The following is a 14673-nucleotide window of genomic DNA, read 5'->3' on the forward strand; positions in this document are numbered from 1 at the left end:
ATCAAAATATCATAATTAAATTCAAAGGAGGACTTATGCACAAACTTTTAACAATTCTATTAATAATATTTTTTCTTCTACTAATTTCAATTAAATTTTGGTTAATCAATATTCCTGAGTTCATTCCAATTGGTTCGGAAATTGGTGAAATTGTCGAAAATACTGCAATTAGTTATATAGCGGCATATATTTTTTACTTATTGCAAGTGTGGTATCCGAATCGCTTAAAAGAAAAAAAAGCCCGCCTAAAATTTATTTCACCCCTAAAAAATATTAAAGGTGACTTAAAATCAATTCTAAAAATCTTTTTTGATTTAGAAAAACAAAAAGGCCAAAAAATAACTTACAAAGATATTGAGCATATAAACTTACTTGCCAAAAAAGCTCCTATTTCATTTGCAGTTGGGGTTAATAGTTTAAAGAAAGCCGACTATGTTGAGTTCATACAACTTGTGCATACTCAAATAAAAAGTCATATAAGTAAAATTGAAAATTGGAACGATTTTGATTTCCAACTAAAAGATTTACTTGAAAAAATAGATAACTCAAAAGTCTTCAGTTACACAAAAGATGTTAATGTAACTCTTAAAACTCTCCTCCCTAGTGGAATTGAACTTAGCCCAATTGCAATGGCTGATTCGCTAAATGACTTATATAGCTACTATACAGAATTAAATGACTATATTATTGATAATGAAAACAAGATTAAGAAAAACATATAATAAACTGCTATTCATTAAATTTTATTTTTTATAAATGACCAAAGAGCATATGTACCAAATCCCCCTAAGCTTTTTGGTCATTATTTTCTATACTTTTATTTACATTCACTTCATCACATTCAGCAAACATAATAGCTGTTGGCAATTGTTTCTCTTTAGTGATTTCCATTGATTTCACTTCATACTAGGGCTCTCAATAATGTTTAATGCTTGATTGCGAATTTCTTTAGCTACTTCTGAATCACGTAGCATAAAGCCTATCAATAAGATTGCTCTAGGTGAGAAGATTGTTGCTCCACGCTTAGAGATTCCTAGCTCACTTAAAAAGGTGCTATCTGAACCCTTTAGAACTTCTGTAGAAAATTCTCGATAAGTAGTCATTTTCATACCATTGTTCTCAAGTTCTTCTTTGTTGCGTTCCATAGTCTTATCCTTCTGTTCAATTGGTTTAATCGTGTATTCGTTAATATCTTGCTTCTTAGAAGAACCTTCAATATAGTTTCCACAATTAACGAATATCACGTTCTTAGATACAGCTTCTTTGATTTTGCTCTTAGCTGTTCGTTCTGAGCATTGGAGCAACTCTGCCCAACGTGTATAAGGACACTTAAAGAAGCCTTTATCTTTGTTTGCCCATCGAGCAACACATACATAGATATAAAGCATATCTACATCTTTTGTCTTTGTGATAACTTCATACAGAACTTGCGTATGGTTCTCTCGATTTTCAGGCATATGGAAAGTTAACTGCTCTTTGCTCGAACTATCTTTCCAATCCGAATTATCAACAACTAAAAGTGTTTTTTCTAATATCTCCTCCATTGCACTATTAAGCTTTGCAACAATGGTACTTCGCTTAGAGCCATATACACCTTCTAGCTGTTGAATCAAAACATCTCTATTTGTAGAAAATGTCTTGTTCATATTCAGTTGTGAATTAATCAGTACGTACAGATATAAACCATTAACCGAGAGATGTGTCTCTGTATTTTCAGTTATCAATCTATTCTGTAACTTTACAAAAATCTTATTATTAATTTTTGTTCACCCTCTCTTGTTCTTTCTTTAATAAAGTTCTTTCTTTAAACAGGGTAATAATGGTGTCATGAAGATACTCATATGTAGGTTGATGATTGATAATGGAGAAGCTAAATGAACCCAGATTTGCACAAGTGTTTCATTAAGTAAATTGTTATTGATTAACAATAAAAAGACACCCTTAAACTAATGTTTAAAAGTGTCTGTCATTTGAAATGATTTGGTTTCCGTTCTTGTGTTCTTAGACCAAATTCTCAAAACAACAGATTACTCCTAGCATAGTCAAGTCCATAAAAAAGTTCATATCTAATAAGCCTGTTATGATACATAAAAGGCAAATTTAAATAAACCCATAGAAAAGGACTTCAAAAACCTATTTGACTGTACTAGGCACATGCTCTATTAAAAGAGTGTCTGTTTGCTGTGAGTGCCTAAAAAATACCCTATACTATTAATTTTATGTCATTTCGCTACTTTTGAACGTGTTTTTTGGAAAATAGTTTTAAAATATTAATTTTATTTTTCTTTAAACCTACATCAACATATTTCTAGTTAATATTAAGCTTGAGTTAAGGACAAAGGCTTGGTGCAATAATGGCTGCCTACATCATAGAATAAACCTGAATCTAAGACATAGACAGCCATAATAATTTACAGATACTCCCTTAAGTCCTTTGCTACTTCTTCAACATCTAAGTCCAAATACTGTGTAGTGACAGCTAAATCTGAATGACCAAGAGCTTTTGAAATTAATGCTACGCTAGCTCCATTGTCATGTAAGTTTTTTGCATAGGCTCTTCTAATAGCATGAGCATTAATATTCTCTAACCCAAACCGCTTAGCATACTTGCTCAGTTGCTTTGAGATAGCATTATTAGATGATTTACTTGTATTCATTGGTGAACCATTTTGAGTAATAAACACATTACTATTATCTGTTTTATAGTATTCTCGAATCCCATCATTCAATCTGAGGAGCATTTTCAACATATCTGCAAGCTCCTTCGTTATCGGTAACTTCAAGAACTTATGGTTCTTCAACGATGAGCCATCTAGATTCAAACAGAGGTTTTCAAAGTCTATATGATGCTCTCTAAGCTCTCCTAGCGTTCGAATATGAATACCTGTCTTATACATCAACTTGACCGCGCAAGCGTCTCTAAATCCTATGAATGTTGTCTTATCAATCAATTGTAGCAAGTGGTCTATATCTGTTTCTTTTGCTCCCTTTTTAACCTCTTTATCAACCTTTATTTGAATGTTGCTCCAAAAGCGTTCTTTGAGCCACCCATTGTTATGAAACTTGCTAAGAACCGCTTTTGTTGATTTCAAACGAATTAATTTAGTACGTTGGCTTACAGCTATTGAACCTAAGTAGTTATAGATACTATCAATAATGATTTCTTCAACATACTCAATGCCATTAATATCTACAAATTGTTTAAAGATATATTCGTAGCTGTCAATAGTGCGCGGTCTATTCCCTGCTACACGCATTTGATTAAAAATTGAATTCGTTGCTTCTGCTATCGGCTTCCCCTTAAGCTTCTTCTGTTTGAATCATGTCTACGGCTTCACTTCCAACAGCAAATATGCCATGCTTTCTCTTTCGAATGGACATAAAAAACCTCCTAATATTGTCATTAGAAGGTCTACGAATAAGCTCAAATATGTCAATTTTCCATAGGGATAAGAAAAGGGATATTGTCCAAGAGTTCAACTTCCGTTCAATATCCCTTGTCTGTTAAATCGTTGATATGACTACGTTTGTAGCCACTTTATGTATGGAGACGGCGGGTGTTCTATCTATCAAACCAGAAAACCTTATTATATCAACGTTTACAAGGCTTTTCTGATCATCGAAAATTGCTCTTACAAAGGAATTAATAAGGTTTTAGAAATTTGCTTACGGAGACTTTATTAAATTTACTATCTACCATCACCGCAACATGGGCATACAACAAACCAACGTTGTTGATGGCTCACTTGTAAGTGATAATTTAAAGCGTGCTTTACTATTAAATGCTCACGGTTTTGGCGGCAATGTACTTTCACCCAAAATTCGCGACAGCTTTTACAAGTAAAATGATATTTCGGATATCCACCCACTGTTACTAGTTGACGCACGGATATATCAACTTGTTCCCCACAGCTCCAGCACGTATGATAAGCCTTAAACTGATATTCTAAAATCATGCGGAACCAATTTTTAAACACATGAAGCTGCGATGGTAGCATATAAATAGAACCAAATTTATGAGCAGTCCTTTGAGATAGTTCCATTTCAAAAAGCTGTTCATTATAAAAGACATGATACGGATTAAACTGATCTTCTAAATTATTTGATACTTGTTCATCACAATGTATGACAGCGGAATGAAGTATCGGTAGCATCCACTTGCTATCAATTGCTTGCATTTGACCGTACTTCTCTATAGCTACTCTTTCAACATCCATTTTCCATGTTTCAGTCCCTTGGAGGCTGTAGTCACGATATTTTGCATCCAAAATGACTAACCCTTTTGGCGTATTTCGATAAACATAGCGGAATACAAAATCTGGAGTTACATATTTGCCATTTTGTAAATCAATTCTCGGCTCATAATATAATTCTATATTCCAATCACCATGTATCAAAACTGTAGAAAACCCCACTAATAATTGTCCTTTTAACAAATAATTATCTAATATTTCAGTGACAGAACCGTCTTTTAAAGTCCATCTAAGCTGTTGCGTAGCAAGCGCCAATATTTTATATAAAACCCATACTTCATAAATTTGCTCTACTTTGGCCGTTTTAACTAAGTGAGTTGAACCATGAGCAAATAACGATGCCGATAGTTCATAATCAATGGCCTTAATCGCATTCCAGGCACTACGGTAATTTGGTTCATGTAAAAATAATGGTGTAGGATAACTTTTTAACCGTTTCGTTAATGTTACGTTTTTAAATAACGATATATTTAAGCAATCATCGATAGTTTCTTTTAGAAGCTCATAACCTTTAACTTGCTGCTGAGCATGCTTTTTTCTTTTCTCCAGCTCGATTAATTGGTGTAACTGATTTAAACGCATTTCAGCTTCTTCCATTTTTTCAGCCGCACCTAACTCAGTAATTTTCAGTGGTAGCTTTTCATTTAAAAACTCCTGTAAGTCTGGTCGCATCGATGATACCGTTACTTGCTCTCCTTCAACCATTACCTCTGTTATACGTTGAAACTGAAAAGCGTAATTATTAAAATCCTCATTATACGGATTAATCCATGATACTGGATCAGAGCCATTTGGAATAGGTATTACATATCCTTTTATAACAATCGTTGTTGGCAATTCACGAAGCAATCTTTCATGGTGGAATGCCTCATACATTAACGCATGAGAATGTACATGAGAAGAATTTAAACTAATTGTACCAAAGTAGCTGTTAAAATAGCTCTGTATAAATTGTCCATTATTAGCTACCCAACTATAAGAGAGTGTTCTGAATTTCTCACTTCTATTATCATACGAGAAATTTAATACAATTCCGTCCTTAGATTGCTCATGCTTAAATGCCGGTACCTCTGAACAGTGAATCATTAATTCTACAAATCTAAGCCCAAAATTCGGGAGATTTCGCATAGAATAGTCTGCTATTGAATTGACGTATTCTCTAACATCCATTTCCATACTTGAATACTCATCTACTTCTTTTTGGAGTAAATGCCTAATTTTATTAGCTTTTTCTACATCCGCTAAATTTGTAATTGATCCTAATATTCTTTGCAAATATAAATCACTATTATTAAAAAGATATTGTTGCTCATTTTCAATTTGGCGAAGATCCCCAGCTAATACTTGTTGTTTCGTATAATTGCTTAAATCAATTAATAGCTGCTTCATTAATTCATTTTCATATGTCACCGTCGTTTCCTTCATAACCCGATGCCGATACGTTGGTTGACCAGGTGACATATATTCTTCAAGTTCAGCTCGTAAATCAAAGCGGCTCGTTTCTGATTTTTTTTTCTTAACAGAAGCTAGTTTCAAAATTTTATGAGGCTGTGCATTTATATTTTTAATTGCTTGGTGTAACTTTGTTATTTGAAGCTTAAGCTGCATATAAGTTTGTCTTTGACGAATTGCTATTTGAGCAGGATTTTTTTCATCTCTTACTAGCTCTTCACGAATACGATAAAGATCGGCAATCATTTCTTCATAATCACTTATTTTCAATGCCGATGGAACAAAATGAATATGAATCTTTTTGATTAATTGATTGTCACGGATAACAGAAACTGCTATTGTACCTGCATTCATAATACCTATTGTAATTTGTTTATTTTCAAATTGGTAATACCTCCCCTTTTTATTTAGTGAGAATGTGGTTTGCTGATACCATATATTATTTTCTTTATCATAAGTTAACAGTAAATCCTTTTCTCCATCTACTTCATGAATAATAACCTTATCCGTTGGTAAAAGCGATTCATCAAAACTTAATGCTACCTGTCTTAATCTATCGCCTTGAGCTTCACGATAATGAGTCGGGATGACCCATTCATCTTCTTTTTTAGGCTGTATTTCCGAACCAACATCAATCTTTTTAATTGGTAACATCCCGAATTCATTTGGTCGTTGTTTATGATCATAGTCCAACGCTACCATTAATAACCTAGCTTTCATATACTATCAGCTCCAATACGATAAAAGACTAGTTTCTTTCATTCGGGATTGCATGTGTTCTAGCTTTTTAAATGCTTGGCTATCTTCACCTAACTCTGATTTAATTTGTTCTATCAGTCCTCGTATTTGTGCATCCTCAAACGTATTATGAATACGTGGGAAAAACTTCATTACAACTAAATCATCAAGCTGCTGCTTCGTTTTTATCTCGAAATCATGTGCAGCATTATAATATTGATGCACATGCTTTTCCACGCGGTCATTATAGGTAATATTGAGATTCGTTAATTCTTGTTGAATTTTATTCAATCCAGAACGAAGTGCCGAAGATATATTTTTTGTTGATTCAGATGAAAATGCAGCTGGTTGAAGAGGATAACGTCCAATCGTTTTTTGACTATCAATAATTTCCTTTTTGCTTTGCTTCATCACAGGGATAATAAGACTACGGTCAACAATTTTTGGACTGATTGCTTGTACAGCACCATCCACATTCATCGTTCCTATAATTCTTATATTTGATGGAATCTCAAGCTGAGGCAAATATCGCTGCATATTTGTATAACGTGAAGCCATTTCAAAGTGCATCATCGAATCAATATCCCCATCAGCTATCGCTTCTTCAATAGACTTATTACTTTTTAAAACTTTTTGTATGAACCATCGAATTTCCGAGAGGTTTTGTTCGTACTCGAAATCACTATAAAGGCGTAACCTTTCATCTGGAACTTCACGAATACTTAAAATATCTGCTAAGTAATATTCTATTTGGGCTAAATTCATTTCATCTAAACAAATAAAATATAACTTATCCGGATTATTTTTAGCTTTAATCAGGCAATCTAAAAAAGGTGTTGATACGAACAGTTTACGAATAGGATTGTAGAAACCAAGTAAATCTTGTTTATCTGTCCAGCTTGGTTGTACAGGAATAATTTCATAATTTGCATCAATCACATCAGCAAGTTGTTTTATAATTGTTGTTTTCCCTGTGCCAGAAGGTCCCATTAGCACAATCATTTGTCCCGTTGTTAACGACAGCAATAATTGACGTAAAAAACGACTCTCGTAATAATAACCACGCAATGCCAACTGTTCCTGAACAAGTTTAATTAGTTCACTCTGTTTATTTGGTAAATCAAATTTAGGTAACTCACTTTTTCTATCTTCAATTTTTATTGACTCTATTGAAAAACCAAGTTCATTCAGTTTGGCAATTTTTTTATTTACTTTTTTAGACTCTTGTAATACTTCCTCTTCTTTTTGCAGATGTTCTTCTTGTTTTTTATTTAAATTATCTTCTTCGGCTTCTAGTTTTTTAAATTGGATTTCTAATTTTTTATTTTCTTGTTCTGTTAACTTTTTTATAGATTCACGCTCTTGTACAGCAACATTTCGAACAATATTTGTTAACTCATCAAATTCTCTATTTGAACGGTCATAATAAGCTGGTCTCGTCAATGCAACAATAGGTAAATCCATTCCCGTTTTCTCAATCAAACTAAGTATCTCGTCAGAGTTTTCCGAAACTAAAACATCTATATGAGTTGTAGAAAAGATTTTACCTTCTTTTATTTTACTTTCATTACTTAATTTAACTTTCGCGATAACAAGTGTGCCATCTTCTAACCTTTTTGCTCCTGACGGTAAAGAACAATAAACACCGTTATTTAAGCTTATATCTATAAAAATATGCACGTCTAAACTCATCGTAGTATAAGGATTTATGAGCTTTTCAATAAAGTAAAAAGGTTTTTCATCTACTGGATTCCTAATATACCCCATTACCCAAAATGACTCTAAATTCATTGTCTTTAGTACATATTGTTGTTTTCTATCAAGAGTCAAATCCATAAATTGTTGCATAGTTAACTTTTCTTGCACTTTAATTCCTCCATCAATAAGTGACTATAAAATAAAATTTATTTTAAATAATACACTTGTTATTTAATTTCCACTTCTACATCCCATGTATCAGCAGTAAAACCAGCATCAATATACAGTTTCTTACAAGTCGTATATATACTCTTTGCACTAAAATTCACTTCTACATAATGGCCATTTGGTAGTTGCTTGACGCTACGCATATCTGGATTCTTTTCAACTGAAATTAACAATGATCTTGTATTCAAAAGCTCCTGATAATAGGCAGGGTTGTTTTTGTAAATGTACATCATAGTTTGTTCTAAAACTTCTCTCCAAACTTTCACCTTAATAGTCTCGTCGCCAATGAACAACAAGCGCGGTGAACTGCCAGTCACATCATTATCTTTAATACTAGCTACTCCAAAATAAGGCCAAACAAAAATGAATTTTTCAAATAATCTTTCCGTTCTTTCGATTATTGCCTGCTCGTTCCAAGAGTTATATTTAACAATATCCTTATTCAATTCAAAATTGCTCTTACTATAATATTTTTTCTTTGTTGAAAAAGATTCATTCGACAACTCTGAATTGTATCCACTCAGTGTTAAATTCCCAATAACATGAAGATATTTTGCATGAACCTCTTCATATTCACTTCCCAATTCCTCTTTCCAAAATTCAGTTAAAGTTTGCGGCATAATATGTTCAATAGTTGCCTTCGTTAAATCGACCTTCTCTTTATGACCATAACTTTCTTCAAGAACACTTAAAATAAACTTACATTTTTCTCTCTTGTCTCCGCCCCCATACAACGATGAATGCTTTAATTCATGAAGAACTTCTGCATCCTTCGGGTAGCCTCTCACTTGTAAAAATGCTTTTAGTTCTTGAATAGAGTCTTCTTCACTATAAGGCTTTAGTTGGTTATATAATGAACCAAACATTTTGTTTAATGGTTTAGATTCAATATTGCACACATATCTTCTAACTATGAAATTATCTATAATGGATAAAATTTCAATAAATTGCTCCAATGAGTACTTCTTAAAATCAAAATCACGATAAATATATAACAAAAATGGAAATGCTGTACGAGCTTCAAACTGATGAATCCTTTTTAAGTAATATCTAATCTTTTCATTAGTTTCTTTTTCTGGGTGTAGTAACTTATCATAATATGTCGCAAATATAGCTAACTCTTTTAAGTAGTCAATTACATTCATTTTGTCCGCTTGCTGCTTTAGCTTTACATAGACATCCTTCTTTTTAACATTTAAATTTACACCTATTAAAAAATGTCTAATAAACTCAGTTAACGAGTCACCAAGATTCGTTTGCATCGGTAACCAGTAACCTGTATACATTTCTTCTTGCTCTGAAGGATCGATGCGCATAAATAAGTAGTTTCTTATTAAATCTGCTTCCGTTAAGGGTTGTCCTTTGGCATTTAAACTTTCAAATACTAAATAAGGATTATCATCAGGTGAAAGTACAATACTTACAATTGATAAATTTTGTAGAATCCCATTTTTTAATTGCTCTATATCAAGAGTTATATCATTCAATTTATTTTTAAAATAGTTATAGCACTTTACAAGACCGCTCTCTGCATCAGCATCTGTTATTTCCCTCTTTATAATTCTTTTAAATATTTCTTTATCAACTTGGGTTGGTAGTAACTTGAAATATTCTTCACCCTTTTTAAAACGGTTCACAAGCATCGTTTCATTAATCTCAGCCGATAATTCGACTATTTCTTCTTCTTCAGCTATATCTCTTACAGCACTCAATAATATAAGCAAAGTAGTTAATCTTTGTTGCCCATCAATAACCAAAAATTGCTGCACTCCGGTTGGATTAGCATTCACAGGAATAGATACAATAGAGCCAATAAAATGATTATCATACTGCTGTTCTTCCTCAACTAGCTCCATTAAATCTTCCCATAATGTCAACCATTGTTTTTGATCCCAACTATATGTACGTTGAAACATCGGAATTATATATTGTTTCGAGCCTTCAATTATTTCTTGTAAATTTGTTTCATTGGCTTTCAATAAAATCACTCCAAGTCTTACAATTATATTTTCTTAAATTTACTTACAAACTAAGCTAAATAAGACCACTTTTATTTTACCACATTTTTACATACAATGATAAAAGCAGCAGATGGAATATGCCACCTCCTGCTTTAAATAGATTAAATTAAACTTAAAATATACTCCGCTGTAGAACTCAATAAATTTTTAAAATCACCATTTTTAAATTCATATACATTGTCATTTTCATCAACAACAATTAAAATCCCATCAATACCCAAATTTTGAATAACGATAAATTGATCTAACTCACCTTTTGCTAATTCACGTTCCTTTAACGTTGATTCTACAACATTTAAATAGCCTTTTAACCCTAAACCAAAAATTTCATCAGAACCAATATCTATACTGCCAAATTCAGATAAAACCTCTCTATATGTTGCTGGAATTTTCATTCCTAATTGTTGTTCAGCAGCATCAATTTCTTCAGCATTAACACCTTTATAAATATCTGCATCGCTTTTTTTTATTTCATCGATAAATGACATTATTCATTCCCTCTTTCTGCAAGGAGTTGCTCAGCACGTGCTTTCCAATGCTGTTCTCTCTCTTTTTTAAATTCATTTCGATCTATTTCAGATTCTACTTTTTTATCATGTAAAACCCCATCTTGAACAGGCCCTCTATGTTCTTGCCAAGTTAATTCAGCTAATGGAGCATCACTTTTTTGACCAATATGGTGTAACTCTAATGCATCACCATCAACAATCGGCGGTCTTCCTTTTTGCATTCGTTCTAAGTTTGTCAGTCCTTTTTCATCTACAGTATCTAAATCAATATCCTTCTTCACTAAACAAGGGCGATCATTGACTTCCTTTTCTTCTAAATTTGCGTTAGTATAAATATCTATTTCCTCCATAGAAACATCATTTAAACTATCTTCTAAAGAACGGTACTCTTTAAACGGTGGCTCTGAATCATCTGTATATAAAGGTTTATCCAGCTTGTCTAACAATTCTTTATCGATTGCGATAATCCCTTTGTCCTCGACAGGTACTTCGATAAGTTTCATTATTTCGTTCATCGTATTTTCCCTCCCCTTACAGCCTCAATCCAAGTCTTATATACCTCAAAGTGTTTAACACTCTCATTTGCAGTGGATTTTAATAAGCATTGTGAAATAGCAAGCTTCATTTCAGAATTCAAACCCGTTGTATTTTGAGAAATATGTTCATTTAACTTCAAATTTATCGATTCGATTTCTGAACTAGAAGTAAGTAAATGTTTTAAATGATTTTTTTCACTTAACAATTCACAAACCACTTCCGCTAAGACGTCGAAATGAGTTTTATCTAATAAATATGTTTGATATTCTTTGTCAGTAATATATAAAGTTAACTGTTTCTTTAGCTTTGTAGATAAAACAAGTCGTTCTACAGATTCCATTAATTCATTTTCTGTTAATAAATTTGCTTTTCTAACTCTACCTTGTAGTAAGTATTCAAGGATTGCTGACTTTTGAGCCTTACCGTCTACTGGAATACGTTCTGTGTCTGAATACTCATACTTATATTCCTTACCGCTGAAGCGATTAATCCCACACAATACTGGTTCCAACCAATCATTTTGATAAACAGCTGCAACCCCTTTAGGTAACTTAATAATCTCTTCTAGCTGTTTATCATTTAATCCAGCTGCTTTACCAACTAATCTTCTGTCCATTTCATCTGGCAATCGCAATATAATCTTTGTGTTCGTATTACGAATAGCTGACATATCTAACATACTAGGAGATTGATCTACAATAATAAATCCTTCTCCATAAGTTCGCATTTCAGCTATTGCATTAGATAGCATTTCTACCGATTTCCCAATTAAATTTGAGCCTTCAGCTGATTGTTCAGTTGAAGTTCTTTTCAAAATGTTATGTGCTTCTTCTAAAACTGTAACATGCTTTATAGGAGTATTTAAATCTTCTACATTTGCCATGCGATGCTCATTTAATCGCATAACTAATATTCCCATTATTAAAGACTTAGTTTCAGAAGATCCCACTCTGCTCAAATCTACTATTACGTTAGAATCGAAAAGTAAATTATTATCAAGTTCTTCATTACAGAAAATTTGTCCATTTATACCGTTAGTTAGAGATTTCACTCTCGTTACTAGTGACCCAATATAATTGCCTTTTGTTTCGCTATCGTAAGCAGTTTGATTGATCACAATTTCTAAACTATTCAACAAGTCTTTAAAGGTTGGATATAATTCCACTTCACCTTCTAAATATGTTGAAGAATCTAAATCCCAACCACATGTTTCATAACAATGTATAATAGCTTCTTTCAAAATGGCTGGCATTGCTGCATACATTGGCCAACACACATTAAAAATTTCAACTAAACGATCTATATGTTCTAAAACATGTGTGTCTTCTGGAAATTTAAACGGATTAATTTTTAGCAACATATTCTTTTTAGGATTTGTTCCAAATACATTAACATTAGGATCTGTTCCAAAAATATGTTTATATTCTCCTTTGGCTGGTTCAATAACTAAAAATTTAACCCCTTGCATTTCTAATTGGCTTAGTAGTTCATAAATTGTATTCGACTTTCCGGAACCTGTTGATCCGGTAATTAACGTATGCATACTTAAACTTTGTAAATCTAGTTTTACTCGGCTTGAAGTAGTCTTTCCGAAATTATATACAGCACCAAGATTAATAAAACGAGTACCTTCTTGTGTATAGCTAACTACTTCAGGTGCAAATTCAACATGCTCAATTACTGGAAACCCACTTACAGATTTTCTTGGTAAACTCATATGAATTGCTAACTCTTTGCCACTTACTAAAGAAGTAGGTAAAATCGGCAACTGTATGCCATTATTTTGATAGTTAAACGTTGGATGCATAAAGTTTTGAATATACTTGTTTATTTCATACGAATTTCGGTCATTATTTGTCCAGCTCGAAATTGTAGACACTTCTAAACCTGTATTTTCACCTTGCATTAAAGATTTATAAGTGGCAGCTGCTATATCTGCTGCATATGGTGTCTCCGAAATAAAATATGCTGCACATTCCCACATTCCTAAACTTTCACACTCTTGTAATCTATCTAATTGCATATCAATTCGATGTAAATAATTTTGCAAAGTTTTATTTTGAGTTGTTAATTGAATTGATTCCGTATTTCCTCTACTAAAACCTGTGGCATCAGACTGACTTTCATTTGTTGTTGAGGTTTTTCCTACTGAAGAACCTGTAGTACTTGCAGTACTAGCATTTTCACTAGTAGATGAACCCTCTGTATCGGACACAGTAGCATGTGTAAAGGCCGCAATCATTCCACCAACAGCCCCTCCGACAGCTCCACCAACAAGCGTTCCTACTCCTGGTACTACACTACCAATAACCGCACCAGCAGCAGCCAAACCTCCGGCAGTCACTTTACCTACACTACTTCCTAAAGTATTTTTTGATAGCGCAGACGAGGTATTATAAGTCTGAGTTTTACCTTCCGTATCGGTTACAGATTCATTAGTTGTATTTGTTACTCCTTCACTAGTACCTGTTGTATATGTTTTAGTTTCACTTATTGAGTCATTTACACCGTACGATACTTGAGAACTAGCCATTGGCGCTAACATAGAAAAAATATTTTCATATTGATTTCGAACATTTATTAATTCTAGACGATTTACAGGATTAGCCAATATTACACCTGTAAATACTTCTCCTTGCATTGTTAAAGCTAATTTTTCTAATCCTTGAATAAAAGACTTATTCATTTTTAATTGTTCATCTTTATAATTTGCCACGCCCGTTACAATAGATACCGCATTAGAATTATTTTGATTAAACAAGTCTTCTATTTTGTCTTTTGTTACATTTTCAGTTTTAATTCCAGGGAAATGTCCATTCATTGCATTTTTTAGCGTATCAAATGAAGTTTTTGTACTGTTATTTTCATTTAATGATCGAATTCCCATATAAAAATTTACTTTAGCACCATTACTGTCAGCCACTATAAACACAGAACTATCCTTTACTGCTACTGCATTTAACACGCTAGCTAATTTAAATGTCGAATCTTCATCTTGCGAATAAACAATTTCATTAATCTTGAACATCCGCACATTTTTAGCGAGATTTTTTTCAATGCTAACATCATCTAAAGGGATAACTTGCATATCCTGTAATTTAGTCATGTAATTTTTTAATACTACATCATCAACAACTTCGAACGCAGTAGAAACCTGCTGTTCGAAGTTTTGATATTTAGGGATTGATAGCTGTTGCTCTTTTTTCTGAAGTTGAAGTTCCATCATAAAAACACTCC

Annotated in this window: 9 protein-coding genes; 1 reads left to right on the top strand and 8 read right to left on the bottom strand. The window is 32.8% G+C overall.

The window, feature by feature from the left end; genetic code table 11:
• The first annotated feature begins 35 nt into the window (after window positions 1–35).
• Window positions 36–722, top strand: coding sequence for a hypothetical protein (locus O7776_RS15965; RefSeq protein WP_274307949.1), 687 nt, complete (start codon window positions 36–38; stop codon window positions 720–722).
• Between the two features lie 174 nt (window positions 723–896).
• On the opposite strand, the gene O7776_RS15970 is transcribed toward O7776_RS15965, so the two are convergent.
• From O7776_RS15970 to O7776_RS16005, 8 genes are all read right to left on the bottom strand, one after another.
• Window positions 897–1613, bottom strand: a complete 717-nt coding sequence (locus tag O7776_RS15970) for a hypothetical protein (RefSeq protein WP_274307950.1) — start codon at window positions 1611–1613, stop codon at window positions 897–899.
• A 798-nt stretch (window positions 1614–2411) separates the two neighbouring features.
• The gene (locus O7776_RS15975; RefSeq protein WP_274307951.1) at window positions 2412–3257 is read right to left on the bottom strand and encodes a tyrosine-type recombinase/integrase; all 846 of its coding nucleotides are present in this window, start codon (window positions 3255–3257) and stop codon (window positions 2412–2414) included.
• Between the two features lie 432 nt (window positions 3258–3689).
• Window positions 3690–6425 (bottom strand): nuclease domain-containing protein, encoded by a 2736-nt coding sequence (locus O7776_RS15980; RefSeq protein ID WP_274307952.1) that lies wholly within the window; start codon window positions 6423–6425, stop codon window positions 3690–3692.
• Between the two features lie 6 nt (window positions 6426–6431).
• Window positions 6432–8309, bottom strand: a complete 1878-nt coding sequence (locus O7776_RS15985; protein WP_274307953.1) for a DUF8727 domain-containing protein — start codon at window positions 8307–8309, stop codon at window positions 6432–6434.
• Window positions 8310–8368: 59 nt separating this feature from the next.
• Window positions 8369–10348, bottom strand: a complete 1980-nt coding sequence (locus O7776_RS15990; protein ID WP_274307954.1) for a DUF262 domain-containing protein — start codon at window positions 10346–10348, stop codon at window positions 8369–8371.
• Window positions 10349–10491: 143 nt separating this feature from the next.
• Window positions 10492–10878 carry an SMI1/KNR4 family protein gene (locus O7776_RS15995; protein ID WP_274307955.1) on the bottom strand — a complete coding sequence of 129 codons (387 nt, stop codon included), beginning with the start codon at window positions 10876–10878 and terminating at the stop codon, window positions 10492–10494.
• Window positions 10878–11414: an HNH/ENDO VII family nuclease gene (locus tag O7776_RS16000; RefSeq protein ID WP_274307956.1), complete on the bottom strand. Its 537-nt coding sequence runs from the start codon at window positions 11412–11414 to the stop codon at window positions 10878–10880. The genes O7776_RS15995 and O7776_RS16000 overlap by 1 nt, the downstream gene beginning before the upstream one ends.
• The gene (locus O7776_RS16005; RefSeq protein WP_274307957.1) at window positions 11411–14662 is read right to left on the bottom strand and encodes an ATP-binding protein; all 3252 of its coding nucleotides are present in this window, start codon (window positions 14660–14662) and stop codon (window positions 11411–11413) included. Before O7776_RS16005 ends, O7776_RS16000 begins: the two co-directional genes overlap by 4 nt.
• Window positions 14663–14673 lie beyond the last annotated feature (11 nt).

The organism is Solibacillus daqui, from assembly GCF_028747805.1.
Taxonomy (GTDB): domain Bacteria; phylum Bacillota; class Bacilli; order Bacillales_A; family Planococcaceae; genus Solibacillus; species Solibacillus daqui.

What these genes read in the sequence shown, in the direction of transcription:
- O7776_RS15995 (WP_274307955.1), bottom strand. Translation starts at nt 10,878, where the DNA reads ATGTCATTTATCGATGAAATAAAAAAAAGCGATGCAGATATTTATAAA.
- O7776_RS15965 (WP_274307949.1), top strand. Translation starts at nt 36, where the DNA reads ATGCACAAACTTTTAACAATTCTATTAATAATATTTTTTCTTCTACTA.
- O7776_RS16005 (WP_274307957.1), bottom strand. Translation starts at nt 14,662, where the DNA reads ATGATGGAACTTCAACTTCAGAAAAAAGAGCAACAGCTATCAATCCCT.
- O7776_RS16000 (WP_274307956.1), bottom strand. Translation starts at nt 11,414, where the DNA reads ATGAACGAAATAATGAAACTTATCGAAGTACCTGTCGAGGACAAAGGG.
- O7776_RS15980 (WP_274307952.1), bottom strand. Translation starts at nt 6,425, where the DNA reads ATGAAAGCTAGGTTATTAATGGTAGCGTTGGACTATGATCATAAACAA.
- O7776_RS15975 (WP_274307951.1), bottom strand. Translation starts at nt 3,257, where the DNA reads ATGCGTGTAGCAGGGAATAGACCGCGCACTATTGACAGCTACGAATAT.